This is a genomic window from Kribbella sp. CA-294648, assembly GCF_050943845.1.
GTDB lineage: Bacteria > Actinomycetota > Actinomycetes > Propionibacteriales > Kribbellaceae > Kribbella.
In genome coordinates, this window is sequence record NZ_CP191981.1 from 8,602,457 (window position 1) to 8,618,878 (window position 16,422).

19 protein-coding genes are annotated in these 16,422 nt (G+C 68.3%); 7 read left to right on the forward strand and 12 right to left on the reverse strand.

Annotated elements, in window-relative coordinates:
- Positions 1-55: 55 nt before the first annotated feature.
- Genes ACQPYM_RS41060 through ACQPYM_RS41070 form a run of 3 tightly spaced genes read left to right on the forward strand, consistent with a single transcriptional unit; the run spans position 56 to position 2,078 of the window.
- A complete protein-coding gene (locus ACQPYM_RS41060; RefSeq protein ID WP_433012486.1) occupies positions 56-739 on the forward strand; it encodes a DUF433 domain-containing protein in 684 nt (227 codons plus the stop codon).
- Positions 740-742: 3 nt separating this feature from the next.
- Complete coding sequence (locus ACQPYM_RS41065; protein WP_433012489.1) at positions 743-1,156, forward strand: hypothetical protein; 414 nt, start codon at positions 743-745, stop codon at positions 1,154-1,156.
- Between the two features lie 40 nt (positions 1,157-1,196).
- Positions 1,197-2,078 carry a hypothetical protein gene (locus ACQPYM_RS41070; RefSeq protein ID WP_433012492.1) on the forward strand — a complete coding sequence of 294 codons (882 nt, stop codon included), beginning with the start codon at positions 1,197-1,199 and terminating at the stop codon, positions 2,076-2,078.
- On the opposite strand, the gene ACQPYM_RS41075 is transcribed toward ACQPYM_RS41070, so the two are convergent.
- The 3 genes from ACQPYM_RS41075 to ACQPYM_RS41085 are packed head-to-tail and all read right to left on the reverse strand — an operon-like array spanning position 2,065 to position 3,788.
- Positions 2,065-2,460 (reverse strand): GNAT family N-acetyltransferase, encoded by a 396-nt coding sequence (locus ACQPYM_RS41075; protein WP_433012495.1) that lies wholly within the window; start codon positions 2,458-2,460, stop codon positions 2,065-2,067. The genes ACQPYM_RS41070 and ACQPYM_RS41075 overlap by 14 nt on opposite strands.
- On the reverse strand, positions 2,457-3,443 hold the full coding sequence (locus tag ACQPYM_RS41080) for a pyridoxal-phosphate dependent enzyme (protein ID WP_433012497.1): 987 nt from the start codon (positions 3,441-3,443) through the stop codon (positions 2,457-2,459). The genes ACQPYM_RS41075 and ACQPYM_RS41080 overlap by 4 nt, the downstream gene beginning before the upstream one ends.
- A gap of 3 nt (positions 3,444-3,446) precedes the next feature.
- Positions 3,447-3,788: a helix-turn-helix domain-containing protein gene (locus tag ACQPYM_RS41085; protein WP_433012500.1), complete on the reverse strand. Its 342-nt coding sequence runs from the start codon at positions 3,786-3,788 to the stop codon at positions 3,447-3,449.
- 147 nt (positions 3,789-3,935) lie between these two features.
- On the opposite strand from ACQPYM_RS41085, the gene ACQPYM_RS41090 reads away from it, so the two are divergent.
- Positions 3,936-4,514, forward strand: a complete 579-nt coding sequence (locus ACQPYM_RS41090; protein WP_433012503.1) for a ClpP family protease — start codon at positions 3,936-3,938, stop codon at positions 4,512-4,514.
- A 40-nt stretch (positions 4,515-4,554) separates the two neighbouring features.
- On the opposite strand, the gene ACQPYM_RS41095 is transcribed toward ACQPYM_RS41090, so the two are convergent.
- Complete coding sequence (locus tag ACQPYM_RS41095; RefSeq protein WP_433012506.1) at positions 4,555-5,709, reverse strand: trans-sulfuration enzyme family protein; 1,155 nt, start codon at positions 5,707-5,709, stop codon at positions 4,555-4,557.
- A 128-nt stretch (positions 5,710-5,837) separates the two neighbouring features.
- Here ACQPYM_RS41095 and ACQPYM_RS41100 point away from each other — a divergent pair, with 128 nt between their 5' ends.
- Positions 5,838-6,335: an Lrp/AsnC family transcriptional regulator gene (locus ACQPYM_RS41100; RefSeq protein ID WP_433012509.1), complete on the forward strand. Its 498-nt coding sequence runs from the start codon at positions 5,838-5,840 to the stop codon at positions 6,333-6,335.
- Position 6,336: 1 nt separating this feature from the next.
- Here the strand turns inward: ACQPYM_RS41100 and ACQPYM_RS41105 are convergent, their stop codons facing one another.
- The 3 genes from ACQPYM_RS41105 to ACQPYM_RS41115 form a co-directional block, all read right to left on the reverse strand.
- Entirely contained in the window at positions 6,337-7,059 is a 723-nt protein-coding gene (locus ACQPYM_RS41105; RefSeq protein ID WP_433012512.1) for a DUF899 family protein, read from the reverse strand.
- Between the two features lie 45 nt (positions 7,060-7,104).
- On the reverse strand, positions 7,105-8,079 hold the full coding sequence (locus tag ACQPYM_RS41110) for an LLM class flavin-dependent oxidoreductase (RefSeq protein WP_433012515.1): 975 nt from the start codon (positions 8,077-8,079) through the stop codon (positions 7,105-7,107).
- A 94-nt stretch (positions 8,080-8,173) separates the two neighbouring features.
- Positions 8,174-8,707, reverse strand: a complete 534-nt coding sequence (locus ACQPYM_RS41115) for an NADPH-dependent FMN reductase (protein WP_433012518.1) — start codon at positions 8,705-8,707, stop codon at positions 8,174-8,176.
- Positions 8,708-8,871: 164 nt separating this feature from the next.
- Here ACQPYM_RS41115 and ACQPYM_RS41120 point away from each other — a divergent pair, with 164 nt between their 5' ends.
- On the forward strand, positions 8,872-11,124 hold the full coding sequence (locus tag ACQPYM_RS41120; protein ID WP_433012521.1) for a HelD family protein: 2,253 nt from the start codon (positions 8,872-8,874) through the stop codon (positions 11,122-11,124).
- Here the strand turns inward: ACQPYM_RS41120 and ACQPYM_RS41125 are convergent.
- A complete protein-coding gene (locus ACQPYM_RS41125; protein WP_433012524.1) occupies positions 11,121-11,672 on the reverse strand; it encodes a hypothetical protein in 552 nt (183 codons plus the stop codon). The two genes, ACQPYM_RS41120 and ACQPYM_RS41125, sit on opposite strands and share 4 nt — an antisense overlap.
- Positions 11,669-13,417, reverse strand: a complete 1,749-nt coding sequence (locus tag ACQPYM_RS41130; RefSeq protein WP_433012526.1) for a PHP domain-containing protein — start codon at positions 13,415-13,417, stop codon at positions 11,669-11,671. The genes ACQPYM_RS41125 and ACQPYM_RS41130 overlap by 4 nt, the downstream gene beginning before the upstream one ends.
- Positions 13,418-13,488: 71 nt before the next feature.
- On the opposite strand from ACQPYM_RS41130, the gene ACQPYM_RS41135 reads away from it, so the two are divergent.
- Positions 13,489-14,244, forward strand: a complete 756-nt coding sequence (locus ACQPYM_RS41135; RefSeq protein ID WP_433012529.1) for a peptidoglycan DD-metalloendopeptidase family protein — start codon at positions 13,489-13,491, stop codon at positions 14,242-14,244.
- On the opposite strand, the gene ACQPYM_RS41140 is transcribed toward ACQPYM_RS41135, so the two are convergent.
- From ACQPYM_RS41140 to ACQPYM_RS41150, 3 genes are all read right to left on the reverse strand, one after another.
- On the reverse strand, positions 14,235-15,362 hold the full coding sequence (locus tag ACQPYM_RS41140) for an epoxide hydrolase family protein (protein WP_433012532.1): 1,128 nt from the start codon (positions 15,360-15,362) through the stop codon (positions 14,235-14,237). The two genes, ACQPYM_RS41135 and ACQPYM_RS41140, sit on opposite strands and share 10 nt — an antisense overlap.
- Before the next feature lie 133 nt (positions 15,363-15,495).
- Entirely contained in the window at positions 15,496-15,861 is a 366-nt protein-coding gene (locus ACQPYM_RS41145) for a VOC family protein (RefSeq protein WP_433012535.1), read from the reverse strand.
- A 259-nt stretch (positions 15,862-16,120) separates the two neighbouring features.
- The gene (locus ACQPYM_RS41150) at positions 16,121-16,351 is read right to left on the reverse strand and encodes a hypothetical protein (protein ID WP_012924486.1); all 231 of its coding nucleotides are present in this window, start codon (positions 16,349-16,351) and stop codon (positions 16,121-16,123) included.
- Positions 16,352-16,422 lie beyond the last annotated feature (71 nt).

Sequence of the window (16,422 nt, forward strand, 5' to 3'; positions counted from 1 at the left end):
CGAGCCTGTGGAAAACTTCCGCCGGGTTTCGGTCCCGGAGTGGCACGATGAGCGCGTGACCGCATCAAGCCTGCTCGATCGAGCGATCTACTCCTATCCGGACGTCGATCGCCTGGTCGGCTTGCGCCCAGGCACCGCGCGCCGGTGGATCGACGGATACCGGCGCGGCGGTACGGAGTACGCGCCCGTCCTGCGCTCGACCTCGACCGGCAGCGACATCGTGACCTGGGGCGAGATGGTCGAGGCGAGGCTGCTTGCCGAGTTTCGGGATCAGCGAGTGTCCGTCCGCCGACTGCGGCCCGCCGTCGAGCGCCTTCGCGCGGAGTTTGGGCCTTACCCCCTCGCACACGCACGGACACTTCTCGAGGTCGACGGCCGGGAGCTTGTCCAGCGAGTGCAGGAGGAAGTCGGCCTGGAGCCTGAACTGCTGCTGGTCGTGGTGCGCAACGGCCAGTTGATGCTCGACCTGCCCGCTCAGCGGTTTGCCGAGGCGGTCCAGTTCACCGACGGCGTCGCCACCATGATCCGCCCGGTGACCCGCACTCCAGATGTACAGCTGGATCCCAGCCGTTCGTTCGGTCAGCCCAGCATCCGCGGCATCCGGACGGAGGTGCTCGCCGAGGAGTACCGGGCCGGCGAGAGCCGTGAGGTGCTTGCGGAGCTGTACGACCTCGACCTGGATCAGATCGATCAGGCCCTGCGCTACGAACTGATCGCCTCGACTTCGCAGACCGGCTGATCCTTGACCGAACCGAGCCGGTACTTCGCAGACGAAAATGCGATCGGACTGGCCAAGATCCTGATCCGGGATCACCACCGTCTCGATGTCATCTATTCGGCGATCGAAGAGATTCCGCGAGGTACGCCGGATCTCACCTGGATGCCGATCGTCGGTGAGCGCGGCTGGATCATCCTCACCCGCGACCGGAGGATCCGGACCAGACCCGCCGAGCAGCTCGCGTACTGGGAGCACGGTCTCCGCTCGGTCTGGATCGGCGGCAAGCAGGACCATACGTCGATGGAGCTGGCCGAAATCTTCCTCCAGCACGAGGAACGTCTGCGCCGGCTGACCATCAAGCTCGGAGGCGGTCCATGGGCGCTCACGATGAGCCGGTCAGGTATCCGCCCCCTCCGTCTCCGCCAACCGAAAAGCTAAATGAGCGGCGCCAATGGTCACAATTCGGCAGGGTGGGGGTATGGGTGATGTGGGTGAGCGGGTTTGGCGGAAGGTGCCGGAGGGGGCGCGGGAGGCGTTCGGGCATGGGTTGAGTGCGTCGGAGTTGCAGACCGCGTTGCTGGAGGTGAGTCGGGTTCGGGCGGGTGCGGTGACGCCGGCTCGGGTGGTTCGGCGGTGGCAGGAGGATCGGTTCGTGCGGCCGTCGGTGGTTGATCCGCGGGCGCTGGTCAAGACGCAGGCGATGGTGTGGGAGCGGTTGCCGGAGCGGTTCGCGGGGGTTGAGTTGTCGCCGTTGGCGCCGTTGGGGACGTGTTCGGCGGTGGCCACCGTCGATCAGAACAAGGTCGTCAGCACGATGCGCGGCAACGAGGTGGCGAGCGATCCGACCAACGTGCTGGCGATCGAGGCGGCGGTACGCCGTCGCGCCGGGCAGGAACGGGTCGACCTGGCCGCGTGCCAGCGAGTGGTGCGGGCTCAGGCGGTGGACGCGCCGGGGATGTTCGCGCATTTCCAGTTGTTCGCGCTGGTGTCGAGTGCGCGGGACACCGGGTCGGGGCGGATCGAGGCCGAGATGCTGGTGGATCATCTGCGGTTCTGGCACGACGTTCTGGGTGACGAGGCCCAGTTGACGTTCACCACCTTCGCGCCGACCGCGGTACGGGAGCGGATCGAGGACACCGTTCGGCCTGCGCTGAAGGTGCCGTTCACCGAGGATCCCGCGCGGGACAAAGGCTCGAACTACTACGCCGGTACTGCGCTCGGGGTCGGCGTCGGCGATGCGGAGTTGGGCGATGGCGGGTTCACGCGCTGGACCGCTGAGCTGCTCGGTGACGCCAAGGAGCGATGCCTGATCTCGTGTGTGTCGACCGAACGGCTGACCGCAGTACTCAGCGGAGTTTGAGCAGGGCCGCTTCGGTGGGCGAGAAGCCGCAGGCCTTCACGTAGAAGTCGGCCAGATGCGGCTCGTAGTCGACGTGCAACCACTCGCAACCCGCTGCCTTCGCCTCCGAGGCGGCTGCTCGGACCAGTCGCTTGCCGATGCCTTGCCGCCCGTACTCCGGGTGCACGGCCGTGTCGAGCACGAACGCGTGCGCGCCGCCGTCCCAGCAGACCTGGACGAAGCCGACGAGCAAGTTGTTGCTGAAGGCACCGACCCAGGTGAGCGCGTGCCGGTCCAGCCGGGCGGCCCACGGCTGCACCTCGACCCGATGGCCGAACGCGAGCGCGTGCAGGCCGGACAGCGCGATGTCGTCGACCGGGAAGCGGATTCGGTAGTCAATCACGAGGCAGCCTCCGTACTGATCAAAATGATCGTGCTGGTGGCGCTCAACGGCAACCGGTCGCGTGCCGCGCGCAGGCCGGCCAGCGTCGCGGCTCCGCTCGGGCCGGAAGAGATACCGAGCGCTGCCAGGTCGTCGACTGCGCGTAGCGCCTCGGAGTCCTCCACTGTGACCGCTGCGTCCAGCCCAGCGCGCAGTACGGGCCAGGCGAGGCTTGAGGGGGTGCCGCAGTTCAGGCCGGCCATCACTGTCTGGTCGGTGGGCACAGTGACCAGCTCTCCGGCCTGGAGGCTGGCGATGACACAGGCGGCGCTTGCTGGCTCGACACCGAGGACAGACGGTGCCACAGGACCACTGCGGTAGTGAGTGACTGCAGCCTGGGCGATAGAGCCGACACCCATCGGTACTACGACCAGGTCGGGCTCGACGTCGATCTCACGGAAGAGCGTGGAGTAGCCATCGACGATGTACTGCGGGATGACCTCGTACCCAGGCCAGGCCGAGTCCTGGACCAGCAGGCTGTTGCCGCTGGCCGCATCGGCGGCAGCAGCAGACACAGCAGCGTCGTACGACCCGTCGATGATTGTCACCAGCGCGCCCTCGGAGCGGATCGCCTCGATGGCACGCTCACTGACGACGGCCGGGATGAACACGTGGGCCTTGAGACCACGCATGCGCGCCATCCGGGCGACTGCGCGCCCATGGTTGCCGTCGGTCGCCGTGACGAGCTCTGCAGTGCGCGGGTGATCCTGCAGAGCACAGTGGATGGCCCACCAGGCTCCGAGTGCCTTGAAAGCAGGCAGGCCAAGCCGCTGCGACTCGTCCTTCACCAGAACTTGCCCGACAGCCAGCTCAGCCGCCAGCGCCGGTACTGCGGTCAGCGGGGTCGGCGCATAGCCCGGGAGGGACTGGTGGAAGGCGAGCACCTCTGCGGGCGCAGCCGTAGTACGCCAGGCTCTTGCACCTGGGTTGCTGTGCCAGAGCACTGACTAGGCGACCAGGGCGAACGCCTGAGCGGTGCCGGAGTACGCCTTCGGCGAAGAGGCCACCTGTCGCGGGGCGGACTCGGTGACGCGGATGGCCGAGGTCTGCAGGTGCACCGGCAGCGTGGCGCGGACCGCGGTGGCGAGGTCGAACTGCACCTCGGCCAGCAGGTCGGCCAGCTCCAGGTCGAGTGCCCGGCAGATCGCGGCGAGGATCTCCGAGGAGGGCTCCTTGCGGCCGCGCTCGATCTCGGAGAGGTACGGCACGGACACCTGGGCCAGCTCGGCGAGCTCGCGCAGGGTGATTCCCCGCTCGCGCCGCAGCCGGCGGAAAACGTTTCCGATCACCTGGCGTAGCAACACGTCTGGGTCCTCCCCGGGATGTCGTCCGTGGTCCTGTACCGAGTGTGCCACCCCGGCCGGGTCTGCGGTGGGCAGATCTGCCATGGGCAGATTCCCGGGACGGGCGGGCGTCCCGCGGCCACGCTGGGAGACATGACCGAGACGACCGCACCGAATGCCCTCGACAACCACATCTACCAGCGGCTGCTCTGGCAGCGCATCGTCGTGCTCGGCGAGGAGATCAAGGACGAGAACGCGAACGCGCTGTGCGCCCAGCTGATCCTGCTGAACGCCGAGGACCCGAAGGCGGACATCTCGCTGTACATCAACTCGCCCGGGGGTTCGGTCTCGGCCGGGCTGGCGATCTACGACACGATGAACTTCATCAGCAACGACGTCGCGACGTACGCGATGGGCATGGTCGCGTCGATGGGACAGGTGCTGCTGGCCTGTGGCGCGGAGGGCAAGCGGTACTCGCTGCCGCACGCCCGGATCATGATGCACCAGCCGACCGGCGGGATGGGCGGCACGGCGTCGGACATCAAGACGCAGGCGGAGCAGTCGATCCTGGCGAAGAAGGACCTGGCCCGGCTGCTGAGCCAACGGACCGGGCAGCCGGTCGAGCGGATCGAGGCAGACTCCGACCGGGACCGCTGGTTCACCCCGGAACAGGCGAAGGAGTACGGAATCATCGACAAGGTTCTGGAACACCCGGTCGCAGTGCCGGCTTGAGCTTGAGCCATCCCCCGCGAATGGCTCAGGCGCCGCCGACCTAGCTCAGGGCTTGGGCCAGGTCGGCGGTCAGGTCCTCGGAGGATTCGAGGCCGATGCTCAGGCGGAGGAGGTTGTCGTGGGGTTTGGCCTCTTCGGCAACCAGGCGGTGGGTCAGGCCTGCTGGGTGCTGGATGAGGGTGTCTACTCCGCCGAGGGAGACGGCGTGGGTGATGAGCTGGAGTGAAGCTGCCACATGGGCTGCCGCCTGGTAGCCGCCCGCTGTAGTGAAAGCCAGTACTGCGCCCGGGCCGGCCAACTGCCGCCCGACCAGGCCTAGCGGGTCGCACTCGGGCAGACCCGGGTAGTACACGTAGTCCACAGCCGGATGCGTGCTCAGCCAGTCAGCCAGCTTCTCCGCCGATGCCTGCTGCGCCCGGATGCGGACAGGGAGCGTCTGCAGTCCCCTGTGCAGCTCGTACGCCGCCAGCGGGTGCAGCAGGCCCCCGGTGAGCGCACGGACCTGCCGAAGCTTGGCGGTCCACTCGGCGTTAGCTGTGACTACCCCGCCCATCACGTCGCCATGACCGCCCAGGTACTTCGTCGCCGAGTGCAGCACCAGCGTCGCGCCGTGCTGCGCGGGCTGCTGGAGTACCGGCGTCGCGAAGGTGTTGTCCACCAGCACCGGTACGCCGTTGGCCTGTCGCACGGCCGCGGCGATGTCCACCAGCTCCACCGTCGGGTTGGCCGGGGTCTCCACGATGACGAGTCCGGTGTCGGGGCGGATCGCGTCGGCGATACCGCCGGCGGTCACCCAGGTGACCGTCGTACCCAGGAGGCCTGTGGATAACAGGTGGTCCGAGCCGCCGTAGATCGGGCGGACGGCGACCAGGTGTGGCTTGCCCGTGGCGACCGTGGCGAGCAGCGCGGCGGAGAGGGCCGCCATGCCGGAGCCGAACGCGACTGCGCCCTCGCAGTACTCGAGCTCGGCCATGGCCTCCTCGAAGCGGGCGACGTTCGGGTTCCACAGGCGCTGGTAGACGAGGCTGCCGCCGTCCGGGCCGTTGCCGAGCGCCAAGGCGTCGTACGACGCTCCGCCGCTGGACACGCCGGGCAGGGGGTAGGTCGTGGAGAGGTCGATCGGGGGGACGTGGACGCCGAGCGCGGTCAGGTCGTCGCGGCCGGCGTGCACGGAGCGGGTGTCCAGCTGGGTCATGGTCGCCTCCTCGGTGATGTGGCGAGGATGGAATCTTCTGCAGATCTAGCGCAAGAGTTCCGAAGAAAATTCGTCCACAGGCTTGTCCACACGCTGTGGATTCTGTGGATGACGCTTACAGTGGGGGTATGCCGAAGGATCGTCGGACGCCTGGACCGGCCCCGCGGCCGGTGCCCGCTGCGCTCGACGAGGTCGATCAGGAGCTGGTCCGGCTGCTGACCGCCGACGGCCGGATGCCGAACAACGCGCTCGCCGAGGCGACCGGGATCGCGCCGTCGACCTGTCTGACCCGGGTCCGGTCACTCCGCGATCGAGGGGTGATCCGCGGTTTCCACGCGGATGTGGACCTGGCGGCGCTCGGTCAGCCGCTGCAGGCGCTGGTGGCGATCCGGATCGGCGCGCACTCGCGAGACGAGATCGACCGCTTCCGGGCGGCGGCGCCGCGCCTGCCCGGCGTACTGTCGCTGTTCCATGTCAGTGGCGCGAACGACTACCTGCTCCACGTGGCCGCCGAGTCACCGGACGCCCTCCGCGATTTCGTCCTGGACCATCTGACCGCCGATCCCGCCGTCATCCACGCCGAAACCAGCCTGATCTTCGAACACGTCCGCGGCACCCCGACCTGACTCACAGCTGGTCGGAGCGGCCGGCCTCGATCCGGGACCACTGGGCGATCGGGCGGCCGTTCAGGACCTTGGGATAGCCGGGCTGCCACTCCTTCGGCCAGCCGGCCGGTGAGTCCTCCCACTGCTCCCGTCGCCCGTAGACGGTGAGATCCATCAGCGCATAGCTGTAGTCCATCGCCTCGACGCCGCGGAGAGTCGTCCAGTAGGTCTCGAAGACGCGGTCGCCGTCGCGGAGGTAGCAGACCAGGTGCATCGAGCCGACGCGTCGGCCGACCAGCAGGGTCTCGAGCGACGGCAGGGCCGAGTACCACGGCATCTCCCAGCCCATGAAGTCGCGATAGCGACTGGATTCGGAGTACGGGCCCTGGGCAAAGACCGCGTAGGTGATGTCCCGGGAGTGCAGGTAGGACAGCTCGGCGACCTGCGTCGTGCACCAGGTGCAGCCCTGGCACTGCTCAGCGGCGGGATGGCCGTGATGCCACATGAAGTAGTAGGCGATCAGTTGCTGACGGCCCTCGAAGGCGTCGAGGAGAGTGGTCGGACCCTGGGCACCGGTCAGTTCCAGCGTCGGGTCCACCTCGACCATCGGGAGCCGGCGGCGGGCCGCGGCGATCGCGTCGCCTTCCCGGGTGTGCGCCTTCTCGCGGGCACGCAGCGTCTGCAGTTCAGCTTCGAAGGCTGCCCGGTCGACGGCGGGCGGCAGACTTGCTTTTTCGTTCGTCATGCCCGACACGTCGGAGCCGGTACGACGTACTCGACATTTCGCCGGCTAGCGAGGTTTCAGGCCCCAAGCTGCGGCGAGGAGATCGAACGAGTGACGGCGTTCGGCGGGGTCGTGGATGTTGGTGGTGATGATGAGTTCGTCGGCGCCGGCCGACCGGGCTCGGCGGGCGAGGTCTTCGGCGACCTGGTCGGGGGTGCCGACGGAGACGAGGCCTGCCCATTCTTCGACGGCGGCGCGTTCGCCGTCGGACCACGGGTAGGCGGCAGCTTCGTCGGGTGACGGGAGCGGGGTGGGGCGGCCGGAGCGGAGGCGGAGCATCGAGAGTTGGTTGGCCAGACTCAGGGCCTGGGCGCGTTCCTCGGTCTCCGCGACGATCGCGGCGAGGGCGAGGATGGCGTGCGGCTCGGCCTGCTCGGGTGACGGCTGGAACTGCTCGCGATAAGAGCCGATGACGCCGACCGGGTCGAGGGTGCCGAAGTGGCCGGCGTACGCGAACCCGGCTCCCAGCGATGCGGCCGCCTGACCGCCGTACGCGCTCGAGCCGAGGATCCAGACCGGCGGGAGCGGGACGTCGGCGGGCTGCGCCGAGATGGGCGCAAAGGGGTGACCGGCCGGGAAGCCCTCGGCGTACGCGCGCAGTTCGGCGTACTGGTCGGGGAAGTCGTCGGCGGAGAGTGCCTCGCGGCTCCGGCGGAGGGCGAGGGCGGTGCGCTGGTCGGTGCCGGGTGCGCGGCCGATGCCGAGGTCGATGCGGTCGGGATACAGGCCGCCGAGGACGCGGAACGTTTCGGCGACCTTGAGCGGTGAGTGGTTCGGCAGCATGATGCCGCCGGAGCCGACGCGGATCGTTGAGGTGGCTGCGGCGACGGCCGCGATCATCACCTCGGGGCTGGTGCTGACCACGCTTGGGATGTTGTGGTGCTCAGCCAGCCAGTACCGGTGATAACCGGCGGCCTCGGTACTGCGAGCCAGCTCAAGGGTCTCGTGGAGCGCCTGGGACGGTCGGCTCCCGGACGGCACCGGCGAAAGATCAAGCACGGACAGGGGCATCGGCTCAGCAGTCACGTACAACCGCAACTACCGCTCGTCGTCGGCTATTCCGGGCTCAGCGGAATCAGAACGGGTACGGCGTGATGCTGCGGGCCTCGCGGAGAGGGTTTGCCCACCAGGCCAGCTGGGTCAGGAGGGTGGTGGCGGCCGCGGAGGTGGTGGGGTCTGTGGGGGTGCCTTCGGGGGTGAAGGGGGTGGTGTGTTGGTGGAAGCTGAGGGTTTCGCGGATGGTGACGGCGTGGAGCTCGCCGAAGACCTGGCGGAGTTGTTCCGCGGCGCGCAGGCCGCCTGAGCGACCGCCGTAGACGACGAAGGCGACCGGCTTGGCGTACCAGGGGCGCCGTACTGCGTCGATCGCCGTCTTCAGGTCGCCGGGATAGCCGTGGTTGTACTCCGGGCAGACGATCACGATCGCGTCCGCCTCGTCGATCCGGGCGGGCAGGTCGGTCAGCGGTGTCCGGGCGAGGTCGATCAGGTCGAGTTTGAAGTCGTCGCGTTGCTCGACCTCACGCCCGAACCAGTCGGCCACGACGGTGCCGAAGCGGCCCGGTTCGCGATTGCGGACGAGCAGCGCCAGGCGGAGCGGAGGATCGATCACCTCGCCGACGCTAGGACCTCAACACGACTTGAGGTCAAGCGAGAGTGGCGCACGCCTCGCCGAATTCGCGGTCACCGGGATAAACTCAGGTATTTGTGGCTGCCACCGAAAGCGCCGGAAGAATGGCGGCCGGGAACCACTGCGGTGCATTTTATCACGAGGGGTTGGAATTGCTGAATCCGGTCGAGGCCGAACAGGTTCACCTGACGACTTTCTATGCCACGCTCGATCGGGAGCGGGAGCGGACCGAGGGGCGTCGGCGCGACGAGCAGGTCGCCGGGACGCGGAACGCGCAGGCCCTGCACCAGCGTGACGGCCGGGTCCGTGACCTGAACGCCCGGTTGTCCCGGCTGAACGCGGCCGAGGAAGGGCTCGCGTTCGGGCGGCTCGACGACGAGAACGGCGAGGTCCTGCACATCGGCCGGATCGGGTTGCACGACGAGGACTACGAACCACTGCTGGTCGACTGGCGGGCCCCCGCGGCGCGCCCGTTCTACATCGCCACCGCGGTGGCGAACGAGGGCATCGTCCGCCGCCGGCACATCCAGACCCGGCTTCGCCGCGTGATCGACGTCCAGGACGAGCAGCTCGACCTCGACCGGACCGCGGCCGGCGCCTCGCAGCCCGGCACGGGTGTCGTCGGCGAGGCTGTCCTGCTCAGCGCGCTGGAAGCCCGGCGGACCGGCTCGATGGAGTCGATCGTGCGCACGATCCAGGCCGACCAGGACCGGATCATCCGCTCCGAGCTGCCCGGCGTGCTCGTCGTGCAAGGCGGACCGGGCACCGGCAAGACCGCCATCGCCCTGCATCGCGCCGCATTCCTTTTGTACACGTATCGCGCCCAGCTGGAAAAGCGCGGAATTCTGGTCGTCGGCCCCAATGCGACTTTCCTGCGATTCATCGGTCAGGTGCTGCCGTCACTCGGCGAGGACGGCGTCCGGCTCGTCACGGTCGCCGAGCTGTACCCCGGCCTGACCGCGACCAGGCCCGAACCCGCCGAGGTGGCCGAGGTCAAGGGCCGCGCGGTGATGGCCGAGGTGATCGAGACCGCGGTCGCCGACCGGCAATGGGTCCCCACCGAACCAATCGAGCTGACGGTCGACCGGACCGTACTGCGGCTGGAGCCGTCCGTCGTCGAGCAGGCTCGCGCCAGCGCTCGCGCCCGGCAGTTGACGCACAACCAGGCACAGCCCTTCTTCACCAAGGACATCATCGACCACCTGGTCGACCGGTACGCCGACATCATCGGCGCGGACCCGCTCGGCGGCGAGAACCTGCTGGACGAGTACGACCTGGCCGAACTGCGCAACGAGGTGGTGGCAGACCCCGCAGTACGGGCCTTGCTCGATCGGCTCTGGCCGGTGCTCAGCCCGCAGCAGTTGCTGATCGACCTGTACGGCGACGAGCAGCGGCTCGCATCGGCGGCTCCTCAGCTCAGTGCGCTCGACCGCGAACACCTGCTTCGGTACGGCGATGACTGGAGCCCGGCCGACGTGCCGCTGCTCGACGAGGCCGCGGAGTTGCTCGGTGACGACGGGCGCGACCTGGCTCGCGAGCGGGCCGAGCGCGCGCGGGCGATCGCGTATGCGCAGGGATCACTGGATGTGCTGTCGGGTTCGGGGTCGACGGACTTCGACGAAGACGACGAGGCGGAGGTGTTGTCGGCGAAGGACATTCTCGATGCCGAGGCGCTCGCCGCTCGCTATGAGGCCGATGATGATCGCTCGCTGGCCGAGCGGGCCTCGGTCGACCGGCGCTGGACGTACGGGCACGTGATCGTCGACGAGGCGCAGGAGTTGTCCCCGATGGCGTGGCGTGCGATCGCCCGGCGCTGTCCGTTGCGGTCGATGACGCTGGTCGGCGATGTCGCTCAGACAGGCGCTGCCGGTGGCGGCACTAGCTGGCAGCAGGCGCTGGAGCCTTCCTTCGGCGATCGCTGGCGGCTTGCGGAGCTGACGATGAACTACCGCACGCCCGCTGAGGTGATGGAGCTTGCAGCGGAGGTACTGCGCGAGGTCGACCCGACAGCGCAGGCTCCTCGCTCGGTGCGCTCCACCGGGGTCAAGCCGTGGCACGTGGACGTCCAGCCGGCGGAGCAGGCGGCGTACGTGAGCAAGGTGGCACACGAGGAAACGCAGTACGGGCAGGTCGGCGTCATCACCTCGCGGCACCGGCTCGAGCTGGTGCAGGAGGCCATTGCCGACGTACCGAACGTCAGTGTCCTGACAGTGGCCGGTGCGAAGGGTCTCGAGTTCGACTCCGTCCTGGTCGTCGACCCCGACGGCATCCTGATCGAGTCACCCCGCGGCCTCCGCGACCTGTACGTCGCCCTGACCCGCTGCACCCAACGCCTCGGCGTCATCGGCCCACTCCCCGAGGTTTTACAGAACTCCACCGCCTGGGGCGAGCGCGGCTAGTGGTCGGCGCAGCACTTGATTTGGTGTTCTAGTTCGAAGGGGATCAGTACGTCGCCGGCGGCCGGCTGGAGTTGGAGGACGGTTTGGCCGTTGCGGCGGATTGGGCGGATGTAGTTGCGGGTGTCGATCAGGGCGGTGTCGTCGACGGGGAGGCCGCCGAGTGCTTCCAGGTGGTCGATTTCGCAGTGGGTGCGGAGTTCTGCGGCCGTGAGGGTGCCACGAGCGCGCTGCTGGCCGGGGAAGACGACCAGCCGGCCCGCCGTACCGAGTGCTGCTTCTACTGCGGCCACGTAGGCGCCGCGGACCAGTTGGCTCGGTCCCGCCACGAGCGGCTCGGCTGCACCCGGGCGGATGATGGCTGAGCCGACGTCGTGGGTGAGAGCCGCTTGGTCGAAGTCCCCATCGACATGGATGGACACGGCAAGGTGGCCACCTGGCACCACATGGGTGCAGGCGACCACCGAGCCCGTGGCGGACTCCAGCAGGCCGTGGAGGAGGTGCTCGGCCTCCACGGCGTCTGCTGAGCCTGCATCGACAGCGATGATCATCGAGTCGGGAGCACCCAGATCGGGTTCGTGTAGAACCACAGGTCGGTCCACGGGTCCGCATCGCCGACCACGTCGAGCTTCGGACCGGCTGGATCGATCGCGGCACCCAGGTAACCCGGCTGGCTGCGGTTGCCGTCAGTGCCGCGCACGCGGACGTAGTACGGCGACTCCGCCTTGCCGAGCGGCAGGACAAGCTCGAAGGTGCCGCGCTTGCCGGAGGTATCCCACTGGCGGACGACCTTGGTGTCGGGCGCGGTGAAGGTGTCCCGGTCGCTGACCGCGCCGGTCACCGAGCCGCGGATCGCGTCGACGCGGTTGAGCGACGGGGTGAAGTTGGCCCAGTTCGGGACGTTCTGCGCGGTGATCCGGACGACGAGTTCGACCGCGCGGCCCCGGCGTACGTGCAACGCGCCGCCGAGCGGCTCGCCGAAGCGTTTGCCGACCTCGCGAACCTCGACCTCGACACCCTTGACGAGCGCGCCGTGGTCGACCCACATCCGTCCGTTGCGCAGGCCCTCCATCACCGAGAGGTAGTCGCGACGGGAAGCGCCGACGTGCGTGCGGCTGTAGTACCCGGGCCAGAAATCTCCCACCGTACGGTTGACCGCGTTGCTGTAGACCGGGTCCATGTAACGGCCGTCGCGATCGAACTGGGCGCGGTCCGAACCGTCGGGGCGACGGGCGGTCTCGTTCCAGTTCACGTGCGAGTCGGAGTTCGCGCTGATCCACCAAGGCTTGCCCTCGGCAAGCAAGCTGTCCCAGAGTCCGCCGACGGTCGCGGTCATCCAGTCGAACCCGCCCCAGGTCCGGTAGGACTCGGCGGGATAGCCGGGGAACGAGTTGGCGTTCGGGGAGTTGCCGTAGTATCCACGCGCCGAGCCGGCACCGATCGCCGCGGGCAAGCCGGCCGCCTGGTGACCGGGTGCTCCCTCGAAGCCGACGGCGATCCGAGGATCGGCGTCGCGCCAGTTGCGGATCTCGTGCGGGCTGTCGATGCCGTTGCGGGCCGGGTGGTTGGCGAGGAACAACGCGTCCTGGATCCGGCGCCGGTCGACCTGCTGCCCGAGCCACTGGATACCGGAGACGGCGAGCGCCTCGTTCGCCGGAGTGTTGCCCCCGGCACCCTTCACACCACCGTCGTAGTTGTTCTCGAACTGCTTCAGTACTTCGACCTCACGGTTGCCCGGCGCAACGAACACCGTGCCGTGCTCGGCGGCCGGGATGTTCCACTCCAGCCCCTGGAAGATCAGCGTGTCCTTCAGCTCCGACCGGGCCGCCTTGATCTGCGGGTTGACCAGGTCCACCCCGATCCGGGCGTGGGTGGCACCGCCGTGGTCGGTGATGACGAGCCAGTCGAGACCGTAGGCAGCCGCGTGCCGGGCCTGGTCGATCACCCGGTACATGCCGTCGGAGCTGAACTGGGTGTGAATGTGGTGATCGCCCGCGAGCCAGACGTTCGGCTGGTGCCCGGCCTTGAACACCTGCGCGCCGGGCGTGGTCGCGGCCGCGAACTCGGCCCCAGAGACAGCAAGCGCGGCCGCCCCACCGAGGATGCCTGCGGAGCGAAGCAACCCGCGCCGCGACAGCTCACTCGGCGAAAGATCACCGTCCGGAACCGACACGTCCAGCGCGACGGCGGTCGCCGCATCCAGCTCGGTATTCGGGTGGTGGTGGTCGTGATCGTGGCCATGTCCATGGCCGTGCCCATGACCGTGATCATGGCTGTGATCGTGGGTGTGTCCCATCGTGCGTCCTCTCGAAGGGCGGAATCCCGCGGAATCATCGCCTTTCCCGATGACCTGCAGATGTTCTCCGGATGAACCCCCGCCCCCACCGACGTGCCCACTGTTACGGTGAGGCCCCAGTGAAGAGGTCCTTGTGGGTGCCCTTTGTGTCTGCTGCTGTGGTCGTCGCCGGCAGCGGACTGATCGTGCTCACGACCACCGACGCCTTCGACCGGCCTCGCTCCACGTCAGGCGCTCCGATCTCGCAAGAGCCCACTCCCGGCGCTCCGGTTCCGGCGCCTGTGAAAGCGGCGAGCGCCGGCACGCAGTACGTGTTTCCCGTTGGCGGGTGTCGGGCGGATACTTCGCAGCGGCATCATGACTATCCGGCTTCGGACATCTTTGCGGGTGAAGGGTGTCGGTTTGTTTCGCCGGTTGATGGGCGGGTTGATGAGGTGACGTTGGTGGACAGTTGGAGCAAGAAGACCAACGTGGGGCGGGATCGGGGTGGGTTGTCGGTGTCTGTTGTCGGGGTGGATGGGGTTCGGTACTACGGGTCACATCTGTCGGCGGTTGGGGCGGAGATTCGGCCGGGCGTGAAGGTGCGAGCTGGGCAGCAGCTTGGGTTGATCGGGAAGACGGGGAGTGCGCAGCAGACGCCGCCCCATCTGCATTTTGGGATCAGTTGGCCTACGCCGGCTGGGCACTGGTGGGTCCGTCGGGGAGCGGTCGCGCCGCAGGTGTTTCTCAATGCCTGGCATGAGGGGCGGCAATTGTCGCCCGTCGCTGCGGTGGCGAAGGCTCGGCGGGCGTACGGCGTCGAGCGCGGCTGCCGGTCCTACTGCTGACGCAAAGCGCGGAAGAACGTGCGGATGTCTTCCACCAACAGGTCAGGTGCTTCCAGCGCGGCGAAGTGACCGCCCCGCTCATACTCCGCCCAGTGCGTGAGGTGGTGCTCGCGTTCGAGGATGTGGCGCATCGCCGGGTCGGTCGGGAACACCGCGACGCCCGTCGGCACACCACTCGGCTCACTCGGTTCGGTTGAACCTTCGTAGTACAGGTTGGCGGAAGTCGCGCTGGTGTTGGTGAACCAGTAGATGGAGACGTTCGCCAGCAGGTGATCCAGCGCGACCGCATCCTCCGGCAGATCCCGGGCCGGGTCGGTCCAGTCGTGGAACTTCTCCAGGATCCAGGCCAGCTGCCCGACCGGTGAGTCGCTCAAGGCGAACGAGACCGTCTGCGGTTTGGTCGACTGCAGTACGGCGTACCCGGTCCCGGTCGCGCGGATGTGTTCCGCGGTCGCCAGCTTGGCCTGATCCGTCGCACTGAGGTCGTCGAAGTCACCAGGTTGCGCCGCGGGGAACGCCAGCCCGCCGTTGAGGTGTACGCCGATGACCCGCTCCGGCGCCAGCCGCCCGACGAGTGGTGAGACCACCGATCCGGTGTCGCCGCCCTGAGCGCCGTACCGGCCGTAGCCGAGGCGATCCATCAACTCGATCCACGCCCGAGCAATCCGGACGTGATCCCAGCCGGGCCCTTCCAGCGGTACCGAGAAACCGTGTCCCGGCACCGACGGGGCGACAACATGGAAAGCATCAACGGCATCGCCACCATGCGTACGCGGGTCGGTGAGCGGCCCGAGTACGTCGAGGAACTCGGCGACCGACCCCGGCCATCCATGCGTCAGCACGAGCGGCATGGCCGTCGGCTCCGGCGAGCGCGCGTGCAGGAAGTGCACCGTCTGCCCATCGACGATCGTCGTGTACTGCGGTATCGCGTTGAGCCGCGTCTCCCAAGCTCGCCAGTCGAACTCCAGCCACCGCTCCACCACCCAGCGCAGATACTCGACCGGTACTCCGCGTTGCCAGTCGCCGGGCAACTCCCGTGGCCAGCGGGTCGCGCGGAGGCGGCGGTGGAGGTCGTCGATCGCCTCCCGCGGAACGTCGATCCGGAAGGGGTTCAGCACGGAGCCGTCCAAGTCGTCCAGGCAGGTCGTTGGTGGTCCAACGCAACCACACCTTCAGGCCGAGCAGCCCGCTGGACGCCGGGAGCGCTGTTGCACCAGGGCTCCCGGCGACCAAGCGACGGGCGGGCGGGGGTTACTTGTTGGCGTAGTACTCCGGCTTCATCTGGATGAGCTGGACGTAGTTGCCGTCGGGGTCGATCACGGTGGCGAAGATGCCGATGCCGCGGTCCTCGGGCTCGACCAGCCACTGGACGTTCAGCGTGCGCAGGTGGGCGGCGGCCTGCTCGATGTCGTCGACGGCGAAGTTGACGATGTGCCGGCCCGGCTCGATCGTCTTCGCGTCGACGTCGTCACGCTGCTCGACGACCAGACCGAAACCACCGAGGTCCAGGTTGCCGTAGCCGTCGGTCTCGGCCTGGAAGCCGTCGCGGTACCACGCCTTGAGACGGTCGGGGTCGGAACTGCCGAGCAGCATGCTGTTCAGGACGGGCCGGGCCATGATCTCTCCTTCTCCTCCGAGCCGGGGATCGGCTCGCTACCGGTACGTCGGAGCCGCGGCAAGGGGCTCGACATCGCGGCCGGGACAGAAAACGTCCGCACCGGCGGACCTCGCGGTCACGGTGCGGACGTGAAAATTCTTCAGGCGCTACAACTTGAGGTTCTACAGCTCAGGTGGATCGATCAGGCGCATCGAACCGAGATTGAGGGCGGCAGGCGAGGGACAGATCGTCCGCTCTCGCCTGCCGCCGATCAGTGGTTCAGCGGGGGGCTACATCCCACATGCGCTCGCCGGGCAGGGGGTCGGGGAGCCGGTCGACGGCGGGCATCGGGTCGTTGGTGACCCGGAGCCCGGCGAAACGACGGCTCATGGCGTGGGCGTACCGCTCGGCCAACGCCGGCTCGGCGTTGTAGTCGGCGATCACGTGCTCACCGAACCAGACTCGTACGCGTCGGCGCTCAGACGTCTGGGTGGCGGTGGCGGTTGTCACTTGTCCTCCATGCAGTTCCAGGGTTGGTCGGCCTTCGTACGCGGAGCGAGCGCGGTGCCGGTGCGCCGTGT